This window comes from Kitasatospora sp. NPDC001664 (assembly GCF_053596675.1).
Genome location: NZ_JBSFGS010000012.1, coordinates 195,387 through 211,110, shown reverse-complemented (window position 1 = coordinate 211,110; position 15,724 = coordinate 195,387). Strand labels below are relative to the sequence as shown.

At 74.1% G+C, this 15,724-nt stretch carries 16 protein-coding genes; 9 read left to right on the top strand and 7 right to left on the bottom strand.

What is annotated here, in order from left to right; genetic code table 11:
• Positions 1-37 precede the first annotated feature (37 nt).
• The 5 genes from ACWCYY_RS19205 (at position 38) to ACWCYY_RS19185 (ending at position 3,032) form a co-directional block, all read left to right on the top strand.
• Positions 38-715, top strand: coding sequence for a Type 1 glutamine amidotransferase-like domain-containing protein (locus ACWCYY_RS19205; RefSeq protein WP_449796731.1), 678 nt, complete (start codon positions 38-40; stop codon positions 713-715).
• Between the two features lie 119 nt (positions 716-834).
• The gene (locus ACWCYY_RS19200; RefSeq protein ID WP_345286879.1) at positions 835-1,083 is read left to right on the top strand and encodes a hypothetical protein; all 249 of its coding nucleotides are present in this window, start codon (positions 835-837) and stop codon (positions 1,081-1,083) included.
• Positions 1,080-1,451, top strand: a complete 372-nt coding sequence (locus tag ACWCYY_RS19195) for a fic family toxin-antitoxin system, toxin component (protein WP_345286877.1) — start codon at positions 1,080-1,082, stop codon at positions 1,449-1,451. The genes ACWCYY_RS19200 and ACWCYY_RS19195 overlap by 4 nt, the downstream gene beginning before the upstream one ends.
• Positions 1,452-1,534: 83 nt before the next feature.
• Positions 1,535-2,380 carry an HNH endonuclease gene (locus ACWCYY_RS19190; protein ID WP_449796730.1) on the top strand — a complete coding sequence of 282 codons (846 nt, stop codon included), beginning with the start codon at positions 1,535-1,537 and terminating at the stop codon, positions 2,378-2,380.
• Between the two features lie 55 nt (positions 2,381-2,435).
• The gene (locus tag ACWCYY_RS19185; RefSeq protein ID WP_449796729.1) at positions 2,436-3,032 is read left to right on the top strand and encodes a hypothetical protein; all 597 of its coding nucleotides are present in this window, start codon (positions 2,436-2,438) and stop codon (positions 3,030-3,032) included.
• A gap of 28 nt (positions 3,033-3,060) precedes the next feature.
• Here ACWCYY_RS19185 and ACWCYY_RS19180 read toward each other — a convergent pair whose 3' ends face one another.
• From ACWCYY_RS19180 to ACWCYY_RS19170, 3 genes are all read right to left on the bottom strand, one after another.
• Positions 3,061-3,480, bottom strand: coding sequence for a hypothetical protein (locus tag ACWCYY_RS19180; protein WP_449796728.1), 420 nt, complete (start codon positions 3,478-3,480; stop codon positions 3,061-3,063).
• Positions 3,481-3,522: 42 nt separating this feature from the next.
• Positions 3,523-5,178, bottom strand: coding sequence for a PQQ-binding-like beta-propeller repeat protein (locus tag ACWCYY_RS19175; protein ID WP_449796727.1), 1,656 nt, complete (start codon positions 5,176-5,178; stop codon positions 3,523-3,525).
• Between the two features lie 84 nt (positions 5,179-5,262).
• On the bottom strand, positions 5,263-7,161 hold the full coding sequence (locus tag ACWCYY_RS19170) for a serine hydrolase domain-containing protein (protein ID WP_449796726.1): 1,899 nt from the start codon (positions 7,159-7,161) through the stop codon (positions 5,263-5,265).
• A gap of 95 nt (positions 7,162-7,256) precedes the next feature.
• On the opposite strand from ACWCYY_RS19170, the gene ACWCYY_RS19165 reads away from it, so the two are divergent.
• The gene (locus tag ACWCYY_RS19165; RefSeq protein ID WP_449796725.1) at positions 7,257-8,882 is read left to right on the top strand and encodes a sensor histidine kinase; all 1,626 of its coding nucleotides are present in this window, start codon (positions 7,257-7,259) and stop codon (positions 8,880-8,882) included.
• A gap of 170 nt (positions 8,883-9,052) precedes the next feature.
• Here the strand turns inward: ACWCYY_RS19165 and ACWCYY_RS19160 are convergent, their stop codons facing one another.
• On the bottom strand, positions 9,053-10,027 hold the full coding sequence (locus ACWCYY_RS19160) for a LuxR C-terminal-related transcriptional regulator (protein ID WP_380149903.1): 975 nt from the start codon (positions 10,025-10,027) through the stop codon (positions 9,053-9,055).
• 397 nt (positions 10,028-10,424) lie between these two features.
• Here ACWCYY_RS19160 and ACWCYY_RS19155 point away from each other — a divergent pair, with 397 nt between their 5' ends.
• From ACWCYY_RS19155 to ACWCYY_RS19145, 3 genes are all read left to right on the top strand, one after another.
• Positions 10,425-10,589: a hypothetical protein gene (locus ACWCYY_RS19155; protein ID WP_449796724.1), complete on the top strand. Its 165-nt coding sequence runs from the start codon at positions 10,425-10,427 to the stop codon at positions 10,587-10,589.
• 7 nt (positions 10,590-10,596) lie between these two features.
• Positions 10,597-10,911: a hypothetical protein gene (locus ACWCYY_RS19150; RefSeq protein WP_449796723.1), complete on the top strand. Its 315-nt coding sequence runs from the start codon at positions 10,597-10,599 to the stop codon at positions 10,909-10,911.
• A gap of 289 nt (positions 10,912-11,200) precedes the next feature.
• On the top strand, positions 11,201-12,733 hold the full coding sequence (locus ACWCYY_RS19145; protein ID WP_449796722.1) for a hypothetical protein: 1,533 nt from the start codon (positions 11,201-11,203) through the stop codon (positions 12,731-12,733).
• Positions 12,734-12,863: 130 nt separating this feature from the next.
• Here ACWCYY_RS19145 and ACWCYY_RS19140 read toward each other — a convergent pair whose 3' ends face one another.
• The 3 genes from ACWCYY_RS19140 to ACWCYY_RS19130 form a co-directional block, all read right to left on the bottom strand.
• Positions 12,864-13,472 carry a response regulator transcription factor gene (locus ACWCYY_RS19140; RefSeq protein ID WP_449796721.1) on the bottom strand — a complete coding sequence of 203 codons (609 nt, stop codon included), beginning with the start codon at positions 13,470-13,472 and terminating at the stop codon, positions 12,864-12,866.
• Between the two features lie 125 nt (positions 13,473-13,597).
• Complete coding sequence (locus ACWCYY_RS19135) at positions 13,598-14,194, bottom strand: NADPH-dependent F420 reductase (protein WP_380149908.1); 597 nt, start codon at positions 14,192-14,194, stop codon at positions 13,598-13,600.
• 136 nt (positions 14,195-14,330) lie between these two features.
• A complete protein-coding gene (locus ACWCYY_RS19130) occupies positions 14,331-15,593 on the bottom strand; it encodes an NAD(P)/FAD-dependent oxidoreductase (protein WP_449796720.1) in 1,263 nt (420 codons plus the stop codon).
• Positions 15,594-15,724 lie beyond the last annotated feature (131 nt).

Below are 15,724 nucleotides of genomic sequence, written 5' to 3'. Positions count from 1 at the left end.
CCCTGGCCCCCGCCCCCGACCCCCGACGGAAGGCCCGATGAAACTCCTCCTCACCTCCGGCGGCGTCAGCAACGGGACCATCCGCGACGCGCTCACCCACCTCCTCGACAAGCCCGTCGCCGACGCCACCGCCCTGTGCATCCCCACCGCGATGTACGGCATGCTCCCCCGCACCGCCGTCATGACCTGGCGTCAGATCGCCGGGCAGTCCCCCACCCCGCTGGTCGAACTCGGCTGGAAGTCCGTCGGCATGCTCGAACTCACCGCCCTCCCCAGCCTCCCCGACGACCACTGGATCCCCCTGGTCCGCGAGACCGACGCCCTCCTGGTCTGCGGCGGCGACGTCCGCTACCTGCACCACTGGATGCTCGCCTCGGGCCTCGCGGCGCTCTTCCCCACCCTCCACGACACGGTCTACGTCGGCCTGAGCGCCGGCAGCATGGTGACGGCCCCGCACGTCGGCCGCGAGTTCCTCGGCTGGCAGCCACCCACCGCCGCCCCCGACGACGACACCGCCCTCGGCCTGGTCGACTTCGCGGTCTTCCCCCACCTCGACAACCCGATGTGCCCCGACAACACCACCCCCGACGCCGAACGCTGGGCCGCCCGCCTCCCCGTCCCCGGCTACGCCCTGGACGACGAATCGGCGATCACGGTCGTCGACGGCACCGTCGAGGTCGTCTCCGAAGGCCACTGGCACCACTTCGCCCGGTAGTCCTCCCGTCCGGTTCCCCGCACGCCGGCGGCACCCGAGCGCATCCAGCTCGTCGGCGCTCCGCCCCGGGAGCGCGACACCACCTTGTAGCACCCACTACCGTTCGCTACGTTGGAGCCATGAAGCAACTCAACGTGCGGCTGGACGACGGGGTGCACGAGGCACTGGAGCAGCGCGCCGAGGCCGCCGGGATGACCCTGCCCGACTACGCGCGCAAGGTCCTGGCCGAGGAGGCCGACGAGCGGCGGGACCGGTTCCTGACCGCCGCCGCACACTTCGCGCAGGCCTGGGGCCCTGCCTTCGAGGCCGAGTTCGGGCCGTACCCGGCCGGCAGGCGGGCCGGCGCCGGGACGGCGGACGCGGCGTGATCCTGCGCGTGGACCGGGCCTGGCTGCTGGACATCGCCCACCAGTTCCTGCCCACCGACCCCGACGTCACCGACTACGGCACCCTGGCCGCCGCCGTCGCCCGTCACGTCGACGAGGTGATGGATGTCCCCGTCTACGGCGCCGTCAACCAGCGCGCCGCCGCCCTGATGCACCAACTGGTCCGCGTCCCCGCCCTGGAGTTCGCCAACGAGCACTTCGCCGCCGTGGTCACCGCCTCCTACCTCGCCGCCTCCGGTGTGATCGTCACCGCCGAACCCAAGCAGGCCGCCGAACTCGCCGCCCGCATCCGCGACGGCCACGCCGACGTCCGCGAGGCCGCCACCGCCATCCGCACCTGGTACCGCTGAGCCACCGCCTCCGGACGTTCGGATCCGACGCGTAGGATCGGCGGCGGCCGGCGGAGTTCGCGGGCCAGGGGGAGGCAAGCACCGTGGTTCGTGACGACCGGTACGACGAGCTCGGGAAGAGGTTCGAGGCGTACCTCCTCTCCGGCGTATCCGCGATGCAGAAGGCGGGGTACAACCCGACCGACTTCCAACGGATGATCAGGACCCAGGGGGCGGTGAGCACCACGAAGACCCTCCTCGCCTCCGCCAGGGACACGTCCTACGGCTTCGCCAAGCTGTGGGAGAAGGACATGCTCGACGCCAGCGTCGAGTTCGCCGTCTGCCTGCCGTGGTTCAGGGAGTTGTTCACCGACGAGGAGGTCGAACGGGCCGAGTTCCGCCTGACGGAGCACCACTTCGGCCTCAGGCGGATCGGCACCGTCGCCGCACCGGACTGGTACACCGCCCCGATGCCGGACCGACCCGACCGGACCGGCACCGGGGCGCGGACGGCGGAGCTCCTGGCCGAGCCGAGCCGGACGGCCCCGCCGCTGACCTACCGACAGCGGGTCGAGGCGGAGGAAGCGGCGCAGCGCGCCCGCCCCGCCACCACCACCGCACCGACGACCGAGGCGGTGCGCTCGACCGCGTTCCGGGCGCTCGTCCTGGAGCGTGCCGGGGGCCGCTGCGAGAACCCCGGATGCGGCCACCCCGGCTTCCACGTGCTCGGCCGCAACGAGCAGCCCATCGTCGAGGTGGACCACGTCCACGGCCTGAAGGCCGGCGGTCCGGACCATCCGGTCAACATGGTCGTGCTCTGCCCCAACTGTCATGCCGTCAAGACCCGGGGCCGTGACGCCGAGGTCGCCGCCCTTCAGCGGCTGCTGGCCGGGATCGCCCGAACGAAGCACGAGGCCGCGATGGCGGGGCCCGACCTGCCCCGGCATTGAACATCACCGGGCCCGCACGCCGTGTACAGTCCCGGCCGTGATCAATCGGGGGCGGATGACAGTGCAGCGGCGCAGACGGATCGCGTGGTCGCTCAGGGGTCTGGCCCTGCTGGCGGTCCTGGCCTACCTGCCGGGGAGGTTCGCCCGCCGGTCGGGCGGCCTGGTGGTGCTGGAGGACTGGCTGGACCACCCCGTGCTGCTGGGCGGCACCGCGATCGGGCTGACCGTGGTGTCGCTGGTGGTGGAGCTGGAGTTCCGCACCGTGTGGTCGCAGGTCGGCTGCGCGGCCGGCCTGGTGGCCCTGCTGATCGTCGGTGCGCCGATCGTCTTCCTTGCCATGGTCTTCGGGGGCGACGGCCTTTCGGTGACCCGGGTGGCCGACCCCGACCACCCGGACCGCGTGCTGCTGGTGACCAACGTCTCCGGCTCCATCGACCCGGACTACCAGGTGCAGGTGCTGACCGGCAGGGGCTGGTCGGCCCGCCACTGGGACCTGGGCGTGTGGCGGGACCGCGACCCCCGCGGCAACTTCGGCCGCGCCTCCTGGTCCAGGACCGACCGGATCACCGTGACCACGGACGAGGAGACCGCGGTCTTCACCCTCGACCCCACCACCGGCCGCCCCTCCGCACCGGTCGTGACCCCCCGTTAGGCGGGCGCCACCGGACCACTGCACGGAGCTAGTCCGCGGTGCAGCCCCAGTAGCCGATCTCGGCGGGTTCACCGTCCCGGTACAGCACCGTGCACCGGCCGATCCCACGCTCGACCGGGTCGAGCAGCCGGCGCGTGGCGGCCTCCCACTGCTCGCGCGTGGGCCGGCCGTCGGGGGCCCAGCCACGGATCTCGGCCTCGGTCAGGGGGCGCATCATGGCGAACTGGTCGCCCGCCTCGGCGTCGATCAGCGCGTGGTGGTCGAGCACCGTGCACGTGCCCCCGGTCAGGATGTACTCCTGCCAGGCCTCGTCCTCCCAGAGCTCGACGATGTCCCGCCCCGGAAACCCGTGGTGATCCCTCGTCAGCTCGTCCTTCTGGGCCTTCCGGAAGGCCGCCCCCAGGTCCTCCTGGTACGGCCCCGTCGCCGTCCACGCGTTGCCACCCATGGCACGTCCTCCCTGATCACCACTGGTCCGCTCGGCCGCAGGTTAGCCCCGACCCCCGACAGGACAGAGCAGGATCCGCCCGTCCACCGTGCCGAGGACCAGCTCCCCGCCACCCGACACCGTCAGCGAGAGGACGACGGTCGGCACCCCGCCGACCTCCGCGCGAGAGCGCCACAGCACCGCGCCGTCCACCGCGTCGAGGGCGAGGACCTCACCGGAGGTGAGGGCCGCGTAGACCGTCCGGCCGTCGGTGTCGAGCGCGGTGGCGGAGTGGTCGCCGGTGAACGCCCACTGCAGGGTTCCGTCCGGGAAGCCGCGCCGGGCGATGAACGCGTTCCCGGGCAGCAGGCCGTGCCCGTCGTGGATCCAGCCCGCGTGGACCAGGGCCTCGCCGCCTTCGGAGAGGCGTACGGCCGGGCCGCCGAAGAGCCGCCCGTTCCGCTCGGTGTCCCACTCCAGCGGGAAGTGTTCGCGGACCTTCGTCTTGCCGCCGCCCGTCTCCGGAGCGAGCGAGACGAACCGCCGCTCCTTCCAGGGCTTCTTCCGCTTGCCCTGGATGAACAGCAGCTCGGGGCCGCGCCGCACCTCCAGGTGGTGGTTGAAGAGGTCGTAGCCGCCGACCGTCGGGCCCGCCACGACCTCCCGCTCCGGCGAGATCAGCACCAGCGCGGGCTTCGACTCCTCGTCGCGGGTGTCGCGCAGCGCGACCCACCCGCGGTCGTCGGCCGTCATCGAGGCCGGGAAGGGGACCTCGGCCGAGTCGAGGGTGCTGCCGTCGGCCAGCGAGAGCAGGTCGACGGCGCTGGGGGCGTCCTCCCAGTCGGAGCCCGTCCAGCGCCGACTCCGGGGCACGTTGACCCAGGCCGCCTCCTCGCCCGGGCAGACCGCGAGCTGCCGCCCGCCGTCCGGGTCGGGCACCGACCAGGCCGGCTCGCCGGAGGGCAGCCAGCACTCCAGTGCGGTGCCCTCCAGCGCGGCCAGCACCCGGCCGTCGGCCAGCGCCTCGACCGCCCAGACCTGGCGCCGCGGTGACCGTCCGTCGGCGACACCGGCGACACCGGCGAGACCGGCGACCAGGTCCCGGGCGGCCTCCTTCGCCGGGCCGCGGTCGTGTCCGGCCTTCACCGGCGAACCGCCGAGCTCGCGCGAGGTCACGCTCCGTTCGGTGACGGCCCGCCAGTCCGCCCGCTCGACGAGCGCCTCGAAGCCGCGGGTGAACGGCTTCTTCGCCGCGTCCTCGTCCGGCGGGGCCAGCAGCAGTTCGAGTGCACGGCCGTCCTGCCGCCAGCGCACCCGCCGCACCTCGCGGTCGTGCTCCAGGGCGGAGACCGTGCTCCCGTCCGTGAGGTCGACGAGCAGCAGCTCGCCCTCGAACATGTAGCCGCCGTCGTAGTCGCCCGTCCCGACCGCCAGCAGCGGCAGGCTCGGGTGGAAGGCGAGCGAGCGCACCGGCCAGCGGCTGCTGACGAGCCGTCGGCAGTCCAGGGCGTCGGTCCCGTAGACGCCGACGCGGTGGCCGTGCCAGCCTGCGACGTCCCGCCCCGCCCACTGCAGGTCCCCCAGCTCGCCGCCGACCGCGACCTCTCCCCGCTCCTCGCTGCGCTCGGCCGCCACGGGCTCGCCGAACTCGGCGAACGGACGGCCGCCGAGCACGCGGCGTACGGGCAGGGACGGGGGTACGGGCAGGGGTGCGGGCATCGGTCGGTCCTCCAGGCAGCTGACCCGGCATCCTCGCACGGCCTCCCACCTGCACACGAACGGGAATCCGCAGGTGACCCGCCCTCAGGGGAGCAGCAGCAGGCGGTAGTCGGCCGCCACCGCGAAGAACCCGGCCGCGCCCACCGTCAGCAGGGTGTACGCGACGCGGCCGGTCCGGCTCCACCACCCCCGGCGCCAGGCCAGCACCGTCGCCGGAACCATCGGCAGGGCACAGACCGCCGTGGCGGTCGCCAGCACGGGCACGGCCGCCAGCCCGGGCGCGTTCAGCGGGACGGCTGCCATCAGGACGTTCGGATCGGCCCCCACCACGGCGAACCCGCCCAGGAAGCCTGCGCTCAGCGCCCCGCACCCCCAGGCGGCGAGCAGCGCGAACCGGGCCGCTCGCGGTGCGGCCGGACGCCGCCTGGCCCGCCGGACGGCCGCCGCGACCGGGATGCCGACGGCAGCGGCCACCAGCGCCGCCGCACCGGCCCCGAACAGCGGGACGTCCAGCGTCGGGCTGTCGTACCAGGGCAGCTTCTCGTAGACCTCGGAGGGGAATTCGGAGGAGACCAGGACGCCGTCCCCGGGGAAGGAGATCCGGGCCTCGCCGTCCCGTTCCCGGTAGAGCCCGGGGCCGACGGGGATCCAGTGCTGGGTCGGACGGGCCGGGTCGGGGGAGAGTCCGGTGGTGGTGAGGGTGCCGTCCGGCTCCGCCTCCACCGTCGGAACGGCGAACAGCGTGGCCGCCTTCATCAGGCTGCTCCGGCTGGTGCGGGTCGACCGGTACGGTCCGGCGTGAGCCGCCGACCCGGCCGCCTCCGGGGTCACCGGGACCTCCGGGACGGGAGCCGCGGGGAGGCGGCTGTCCAGGACCAGGTCCACGATCCTCCGGACGTCCCAGGGGCCGACGGCGCCGGTCCCGTCGCCGTTGACGGCCACGTACACGCCGAAGCCCTGCTCCGGCAGCAGCGCCATCGCGCTGTGGTAGCCGGGGACGTCGCCGTCCTTCCACACCACCGGGCGGCCCTTCCGCAGGCGGTGTTCGAGGACGTAGCCCATGCCGGGCATCCGGTCGTCGGCGGTCACCCGGGTCTGCTGCATGGACCGGGCGAGCTGATCCCCCTTCAGCTGGTCGGCCAGGTACCGGCCCATGTCGTCCGGGGTGACGGCGGGCCCGGTGCCGGACGGCGTCCAGGGCGCGTACTGGCCGCGCTGCTCGACGTAGCCGGCGCCCTCGGGGCGGTAGCCGCGGGCGAGCCGGGCGGCGACGGGCGCGGGGTGGGGCAGGGCGGCCGTCGAGCCCGTCATGCCGTGGGCGGCGAACACCTCCTCGGCCAGGTACCGGTCGAACGGGCGGCCCGAGACCACCTCCACCAGGTACCCGGCCAGCGCCAGGCCGTAGTTGTCGTAGGCGATCCGGGTGCCGGGCGGACGGACCCGGGGCGGCTGGCGGTCCTTCACGCTCTCGGCCAGCGTGGCCAGGTCCGCCGGGTCCTCCTCCGCGAGGCCGACCAGGTCCTCGTCGAAGCCGGCGGTGTGGGTGAGCAGGTGCTCCACCGTCACCGGGCGGCCGGGGTAGGTGTCGGCGATCCGAAAGGCCGTCAGGTAGCGGTTCACGTCGGCCCGGAGGTCGATCCGGCCCTCGGCGGCCAGCCGCAGGACGGCCTCGGCGGTGAAGACCTTCGCGAGGGAGCCGGTGAGGAACGGGGTGGCGCTGTCCACCGGCCGCCCGGTCCGGACGTCGGCCACGCCGTAGCCCTTGCTGAGCACCGTCCGGCCGCCCTCCACCACGACCACCGCCGCGCCCGGTATCCGGTCGGCGGCGAGCATCCCGGTGACCGCCCGGTCGACCGCCGCGCCGAGCCCGGCCTCCCGACCGACGGGCTCGGCGGCGGCCGGAACGGTGTACAGGGCTACGGTGTGCAGCGCCACGGTGAGCAGAGCAGCGGCGTTGGCCGGGCGGCGGATCGCGTTCTTCATGCCCCCGAGCCTGCCGCGCGGGCCTGACCCGCCGTCAGTGCCTGACACCTCGACCGGACATGTGATTCGCATGATCCGGACGTAAGGTGCGGTCCGTGCTGATCATCGTGCTGGTCCTGGCGGGGGTGGTGTTCGATCCCCTGCACCCCGTCCCGAGCCTCCCGCTGGCCGGGGTCCTGGGGTTGCAGCTGCTGCACTGCCTGACGGCGGGTCAGGACCGGCGGCTCCGCTGGACCTTGGCGGCCCAGGTCCTCCTGCTGCCCTGGGCGGGCCCTGCGGCGGCCGGTCCGGTGGCGGCCTCCGCGCTGCTGCTCCTGTGCGGCCGCAGCCGCCGGGTGGTGTTCGCCGGGGTGGTCCTGGGGGCGGGCCTGATGGCGCCGGCCGAGCCGTTCGCGGTCGCGCTGGCCCTGCTCAACGCCGTCTGCCAGGGGCTGGTGCTGTTCGGCGTGACCCAGCTCGGCCGGACCAGGGCCGCCGTGCACGCCGTCCGCGCGGAGCTGGTCGCCGCGGCCGTGGCCGAGGAACGCTCCCGCGCCTCGCGCGATCTGGACGACGCCCTCGGCACCGCGCTCTCCGGGATCCTCGCCCTCGCCGCACGGGGCGAACTGGCCGAGATCATCAGGGTCTCGAGGCAGGCGGCCGCCCTGGCCCGGTCCGTCCCGGAACGGCCGTCGCCCGCATCCGCACCGCCCGACGACCTCCTCCCGCGCCTCGCCCTGCCGATCCTGCTCACCGTGCACGGCGGCTACCTGCTGATCGCCCTGATCTACCTCGGCGGCCGCCCCGGCCCCGCCCTGCTCGCCGCCGCCGTCCTCGGCCTCCAGCTCCACCACTCCCTCCCCCGCCCACCGGGGGAACGGCCCGCCGGGCTGGCCTGGACCTCAACCGCCCTCCTGGCACTGACCGTTGCCACCCTCCTCCACCCGGGGCAGGCCTACCCGCAGCTGGTCGGCTTCGCCGCCGCCACCTTCCTGCTGCTCGGCCGCTGGTGGACGCTCGGCGCGGCGGGCCTGCTCGCCTTCCAGACCGCGATCCTCGCCCTCCGCGACCACCCGACCGGCGAGGTCCTGTACTGGGCCTTCAACTCACTGGCCGTCGCCGCGATGCTGCACGCCCTGGCCGTCCAGACCCGCCTGGTCTTCGAAGCCCGCGAGGCCCGCCTCGCCCTGGCCGCCATCGCCGTCACCCGCGAGCGCCGTCGCATCTCCCGCGACGTCCACGACCTCCTCGGCCAGGGCCTGTCCGCCATCACCGTCCGCGCCGAACTCGCCCTCCGCCTCTCCCCGGCGGACGCCGTGACCGCCGAACTGTCCGAGATCACCGCAACCGCCCACCGCTCCCTGACGGCCCTGCGCGCCATCCCCCACGACGAGGACCCCGACCTCTCCCTCGACGCCGAACTCACCTCGGCCCGCGCCCTGTTGGAGGCGGCCGGCATCCGCGTCACGATCCACCGGACCTCCCGCCGCGACGACCGGCTGCTGGCGATCGTCCTCCGCGAGGCCGTCACCAACGTCCTGCGCCACAGCACCGCCACCCACTGCCTGCTGCACCTCGACGCCACCGGCCTCCGCATCCGCAACGACGGCGCGACCGCCCCCACCCGCACCGGCGGCCGCGGCACCACCAACCTCACCGACCGGGTCCGAGCCGCAGGCGGCCAGCTGACGGTCCACCAGGCAGACGGCCACCACGAACTCACGGTCCTGCACCCTTGTTGACGACCTACCCGGGAGAGCCGCCCTCCGCCGGGTCGGACCGACCGCACCGGCTCCACCGGGGAGGGCCTCTGCGACCGGGCCGGCAGGCCGTACGAGCTCGCGGCCGGTGGAACGAGGGGCCGGGGGTGCGCCCGGTCGAGGCGCCCGACGCGGCGCCGGGCCGTCGGGCGTCAGAGCCAGCCCTTGTGAGCGGCCTTGATGCCTGCCTCGAAGCGGCTGCTGGCTTCCAGGCGTTCCATGATGGAGGCCATCAGGCGGTTGACGGTGCGGGAGGAGACGCCGAGCCGCTGGCCGGCGGTGTCGTCGGTGAGGCCGGAGCCGAGCAGGCGCAGGAGCTCGCGTTCGGTGTCGCTCAGGCCCGTCGCGGCGTCCTGGGCGCGGGTCGCACCGAGGGGCACGGCGGTGGCCCAGGCCTGGTCGAAGAGTTCGCACAAGGCACCGACCAGGCCGGGTTCGGTGACGTGGAGTGCGCCTCTGCGCGTGTCGGCGGGGTCGATCGGGACGAGGGCCTGGGCACGGTCGACGATGACCAGGCGCTGCGGGATGACCGGGGCGGTGCGGATCTCGCCGCCGTGGTCGAGTACCCAGCTCGCGTGGGCGACGGTGTGCGGGACGTTGCGCACGGCGTCCTGGTAGAGGCTCCTGATCGCGACGCCGCGGGCCAGGGCTCGGCCGTTGGCGCTCTGGGCCGCGGCCAGGTCCTCGGGGCGGTGGCCGGTCCCGGGGTGGACGCCGAGGCACTCGGCCCGTGCACCGCGGGCCAGTTCCTCCAGCCGGGCCTGGATGGCGTCCATGCCGAGCAAGCGTTCACCGTGGGCGGCCCGGGTCTCGGCCCGGTCGGCGACCAGGCGGGTGACGGCAGCCCGCGAGGCTGCCAACTGGGCCTGTCGGGCAGCCAGTTCGGCCTCCTGGCGGGCCAGCATGTCGGCGAGGCCCACTTCGGGACTGACCGCACGCATCTGGCCGGGATGTTCGCTCGATGCGCGCACCAGCAGCAGGGCGGCGAGCTCGTCCAGGCCGGCGCGCACCCGGTCGGCGGTCAGGTCCAGGTCGGCGGCGAGTGCGGCGACTCCGACACCGGGCCGGTCGAGCATGGCCTGGTAGACGGCCGCGGCGGGGCCGGACAGCCCCAACGATTCGAGCATGGTGTGTTGCCCCCCGTGAAGACGCGGTTGCGCTTCGGCATCGCCGCCCATGATGGCAGGCCCTTCACATCCCCTTCAAGATCCACTTTGGGGTGTTTGTGCACGCACAAGGCATTTGGCGGGCCTGCCCCTAGTGCCGGGGTCCAGGGCTGTTGCGCGGGTCTGCCCCGGGACGAACCGGGTCGAAGCAGACGTCCCCGGTCCTGCTGTCCTGTCGAAATCCCGCCAGGCGCCTTGGCGACAGCCGGAAGTCCTACCGGCGCCACCACCGGGCCGCGAAGCTTGAGCCATCGCCACCAGGGACCACCCGCAACGGCGAACGGACCGAGCGCCACCGCGGAGCGTCGAACCGGCCCGTGTCCCGCACCCTCCTCCAGCCTCGTGAAGGGCAACGACCATGACCCGCCTGTCTCTTGCCGTCGCCACCGCGGTCGCCACCCTCGCCGTGACCGTGCTTCCCACGGCAGCGGCCACCACGGCCCTCGCCTCCCCGGTGCCCGCCACGTCGGCCACCACCACGTCCCCCGCGGCGGTGGACCCGGACGAGTTCCAGTGGGGCTGACCCGCCGATGGACATCGTCTACACCAGCCTGGACCACCGCCCCGGCACCCTCCCGGACTCCCTGACCGAGGTCCCCGAGGCCCTCGACGCCCTGTGGGCGCACGCCACACCCGAGGACGGCCTGGAACACGCCAGCGCCCGCAGCGAGCCCGGCCGCCTCGACCTGCTGCTCTTCCTCCTCCCGCCCGACAGAGCCGGAGCCGGGGCCGAGGCCGCCACCGGCCGAGCCGCCGCCCTGGTCGCCCGCAGCTACCGCAACTCCCCTGTGCTGAAGCGGCGTTACCTCCCGCCGGTGCCCGCGCCGGGCTTCCCCGGCCGCTGATCACTCGCGCCCGCCCGGCCGACTGCTGGTCCTGCAGGGCAGCCGTCCGCCCCCGTCATCCGCACGCGCCGACGTTCGCCGTGCACGAGAACACCCACACGACCTGTGAGTCGACACCGCCTTCTCCCCGAGGGCCGTCGACCGGACCGGCGCCGGGCTGACGGCCCGTGAGCTCTGCCGCCGGGCCCTTGCCGAGGCCCCCGGAGCTCGCTCACCGGCGCCCGGCCCGCTGTGCGCGCCGCCCGTCCTTCCGTTCCCGTCCTCCGAGCAACCGAGAGTGGAACCTGCCATGAGCACACCGATACGCCGTCTGATCAGCGCCTTCGCCGTCCTGGTCACCGCCCTCACCACGCTGGTGGTCCTCCAACTCCCGGCCCGGGCCGCCATGGTGTCCGACGTCAACGGCTGGATCACCAGGAGCGAGGTGATCGAGCGGGCGCAGTACTGGGTGGACCACAAACCCGGTACCTACAGTCAGAGCGGGTACTCTCCCGGGCCGACGGGTGACCGCAACTACCGGCGGGACTGCTCCGGCTACGTGGACATGGCCTGGCACACCGGTACCGACTACTCGACCCGCACGCTCGGGCTGATCTCCCACACGATCGGCTGGAGCCAGCTCAAGGCCGGCGACATCCTGCTGGACGAGCAGGAGCACGTGATCCTGTTCGACGCCTGGGAGAGCGATCGCATCCACTTCTCGTACTACACCTTCGGCGACACTCCGGTGCAGCGGATCACCCACGCTTCCAAGGACGCCCCGGACCTGGACGGCCACCCCCGGGGCGACTACGTCCCCAAGCGGTACGACAAGATCGTCGACGACGAGGCGGCGGTCGGCCGCAAGCAGATCGGCAACGACGCCGACGGCGCACTGAACTACGTCGAGAGCAACGGCAGCGGCGGCTTCCGGGTCCGCTACCAGAACGCGCCGAACAGCACCTGGCACGAGTGGACGGACCTCGGCGGCAGCGGCCTCACCGGCACCCCGGTGCTGGGGCGGAACGCCAACGGCACCCAGGAGCTCTTCGCCCGGCGCGCCGACGGTCACGTCCTGGCGGCCCATCAGGTGGCGCCGAACAGCACCTGGTCGGGCTTCGTCGACCTGGGCGGCAACGTCGTCTCGGACCCGGCCGTGGCGTCCAACGCGGACGGCACCCAGCAGATCTTCGCCCGCAACGCGGGCGGCGGGATCTCCACCACCTGGCAGCTCAGGCCCAACGGAACCTGGCACGAGTGGGCGGACCTCGGCGGCAGCGACCTGACCGGCACGCCGGCGGTGGGGCGGAACGCCAACGGCACCCAGGAGGTCTTCGCCCGGCGCGCCGACGGTCACGTCCTGGCGGCCCATCAGGTGGCGCCGAACAGCACCTGGTCGGCCTTCGTCGACCTGGGCGGCAACGTCGTCTCGGACCCGGCGGTGGCCTCCAACGCGAACGGCACCCAGCAGGTCTTCGCCCGCAACGCGGGCGGCGGGATCTCCACCACCTGGCAGCTCAGGCCCAACGGAACCTGGCACGAGTGGGCGGACCTGCGCGGCGTCAACCTGGTCGGCACCCCGACCGCGGTCCTGTGCGCCAACGGCAACCTGGAACTGTTCGTCCGCAACGGCAGCGGCGCCGTCATGAACGTCCACCAGATCGCGCCGAACAGCACCTGGTCCGGCTGGAGCGATCTCGGCGGGCAGACGGTCGGCGACCCGGTGGTCGGCAGTGACGCGGACGGCCGGTTCGAGCTCTTCGGCCGCACGGCCGACGGCGGGACGGTGCACGCCTACCAGCGTTCGCTGGCCAGTGCCTTCACCGCCTTCGCGACGGTCTGAGCCGAGCACGGCGGGCCGCACACCCCCTGGGGCGTGCGGCCCGCTCGCGTTCGCGATCCGGGGTCAGGAGCGGTTCGAAGAACGCACCGCGACCGTCAGGGCCGCCTCACCTGCTCGAACGGAACGGCCGTCAGAGCCAGCCGTTGTCGACGGCTATGCGGACGGCGTCGAGGCGGTTGCGGGCGTCGAGTTTGGTGACGATCGCGCCCAGGTAGTTGCGGACCGTGCCCTTGCCGAGGAAGCACCGGGCCGCGATCTCGGCCGGGTCGGCGCCGTCCTGGGCCATCCGGAGGAGTTCGGTCTCGCGTGGGGTCAGGGGGTTGGGGCGTGCGGTGAGGGCGGCGGCGGCCAGGGCCGGGTCAACCACCGTTTCGCCGGCGGCCACGCGGCGGATCGCGTCGGCGAGTTGCTCGGGCGGTGCGTCCTTGAGGACGAAGCCGCGCGCCCCGGCGGCGAGCGCGCGGCGGAGCGTCTCGGCCCGGCCGTGGGAGGTCAGCATCAGCAGGCCGCAGCCGGGCGCCCCGGCGTGGATCTCCACGGCGGCGGCCAGCCCGTCCAGGCGGCCCGGCATCTGGATGTCCAGCACCACGACCTCGGGCCGGAGTTCGGCGGCGCGGGCCACCGCGTCCTCGCCGGTGGCGACCTGGCCGACCACCTCCATGTCGGGCTCCATGCCGATCAGGGCGACCAGCGCGCCCCGGATCAGGTGCATGTCCTCGGCCAGCAGTACCTTGATCACGATCGGGCCCCCGTCACGCCGCGACGCTACCACGCGGCCGGAGAGGCGCCTCGACGCCCGACCCGCCGTCACGAGGCACCGCGCCGCCGTCACGAGGCACCGCGCCGCCGCGAACTGACCCGCTGTCAGGGAGCCGCGTCGCCGCCCCGGAGGAGGGCGAGGCCGATCTCCGGGCCGAGGCCCTGGGCGTAGGCGAGGTGGATGAGCACCTCGGCCAGCGGCTCCAGGTAGCGGGCGGTGGCCAGCGGGCCGGCGTCCACCGCGTCGAAGCCGAGCTGGGTGCCGAGTTCCGCCACGGCCTTGACTGCCTCGCGGTCGTCGCCGGCGAGCAGCAGGAGCAGCGGGCGGCCCTCGTAGGAGGCGGCCGCGGTGGCGGCGGCGAGGACGGTGTTGAAGCCCTTGACCACCCGGGCGCCGGGCAGGGCCTCGGCGACCAGTTCGCCGCCGGAGGTGGTGTGACCGACCGTCAGGGAGAGGAAGTCGGGGCTGAGCGGGTTGGTGGCGTCGACCACGATCCGGCCGGCCAGGGCGGCCCGGACCTCGGGGGCGAGGGTGGCGGTGAAGGGGACGGCCAGGAAGGTCATCTCGGCCTCGGCCGCCTGCCGGGCCGCCTCGGCGACGGGGGTGGCGGTGTTCGAGGTGGTGACCTCGTGCCCGGCGCCGGACAGGCGCCCGGCCAGGGCCGAGCCGGCGTTGCCGGTGCCGATGACGTTGATCCGCAAGACGGTCCCTCCCGAACGGGCACGGAGTGCGCCGTGAAGCGCACGGAGCCCGGGGCGGACGGCCGCCCCGGTGTCGGTCAAGCTACCGATCACCGGGGCCGCGGGCCGCCCCGTGCCGTCCGCGTCCGCCGTACCGTCAGGTCCGGGCGGTGACTCGGGCAGGTGCGGTGCGCCGGTGCCTGAGGTTGACCACGGCCGCCCGGGCCAGCACCGCCGGGTTGAGGAAGCGCAGCGGGCCGATCAGCCGGGAGGCGAAGCGGTGCATGTGCCGGGCGATCGCCGCGTCGCGGGCGGCGGCGGAGAAGATCAGCCGCTCCCCGGGGTTGAACGGGCGGGCCTTGGCGTAGTCGGCGGCCAGCTGCTGGTGCCCCGTCAGGCTGCGGCGGTGGCGCCGGGCGTAGGCGGCGAGCGCCTTCTCCAGGTCGCCCTGGCCGGGGCTGTCGGCTCCGCGAGCGCCTGCCAGGGCCGGGCCGACGGCCTCGGCCAGCCACTGGGCGGACTGCAGGGCCCAGGCGCAGCCGACGCCCCAGAGCGGGTCGGGGGTGAGCGCGGCGTCGCCGACCAGGGCGAGGCCGGGGGCGGTCGGACGGCGGCTCTGCAGGGGGTAGTTGACGGTGCCGATCAGCTTGGAGATCCGCCGGGCGCCGTCGACCGGCGGTGCCTCGGGGAGGGCGCGGACGAATGCGAGGAAGCTGCCCTCCGGGTCCGCCTTGAAGGCGGCCAGGTGCTTCTTCTTCTCCACCAGCACCGCGAGCACGGTGACGCCGTCCTCGTTGGGGAAGGCGTAGGCCATGTCGGGCTCCAGGAACCAGGTCTGGCCGATCCCCCCGGCCAGCGGCAGGTCGCGGTACTGCGCGAGGTAGCCGAAGCGGCCGTTCTCGTACTGCTTGGTGGCGATGCCCGCCCCCTTGGCGACCGCCGAGTCCTTGCCGTCGGCGCCGACCACCAGCCGGGCGCGCAGCTCCCGCTCGCCCTCGTGGGTGCTCACCCGGACGCCGACCGTCCGCCCGTCCTCCCGCAGCAGGCCGGTGACCTGGTGGCCGAGCAGCAGGTCGACCCCGGGGGTGGCGGCGGCGCGGGAGCGGATCAGCGGGTCGAGCCTGCTGCGCCGGAGGTTGTAGGCGTACGGCAGGGCGGGCCCGCCGGGGGCGGCCTGGGGCTCGATCCAGCCCCAACGGGTCCACCAGCGGGCGTCGTTGTGCAGGGCGCCGGCCGCCTCGATGGCCTCCGTCAGCCCGAGCTCCACCAGGACCGGGTAGGAGCTGGCCACCAGGGAGTGGGTGCAGAGCACCTTGTACGCCTGCGGGTCGGACCGGCGCTCCAGCAGCGCCACCCGGACTCCCTGGCGGGCCAGCAGGATCGCCGCGGCGCACCCCGCCAGGCTGGCCCCGCTGATCACGACGTCGTACTGCTTCGGACTCCGCGTACCGTGCCCCGTGCTTCCGGACCGTGCCATGAGCCGTCCGCCCCCTTCGGTGCCGTTCCGTCCCACCGGCCGATTACCGGTGGGTACACATCAGCGCCCCTCAG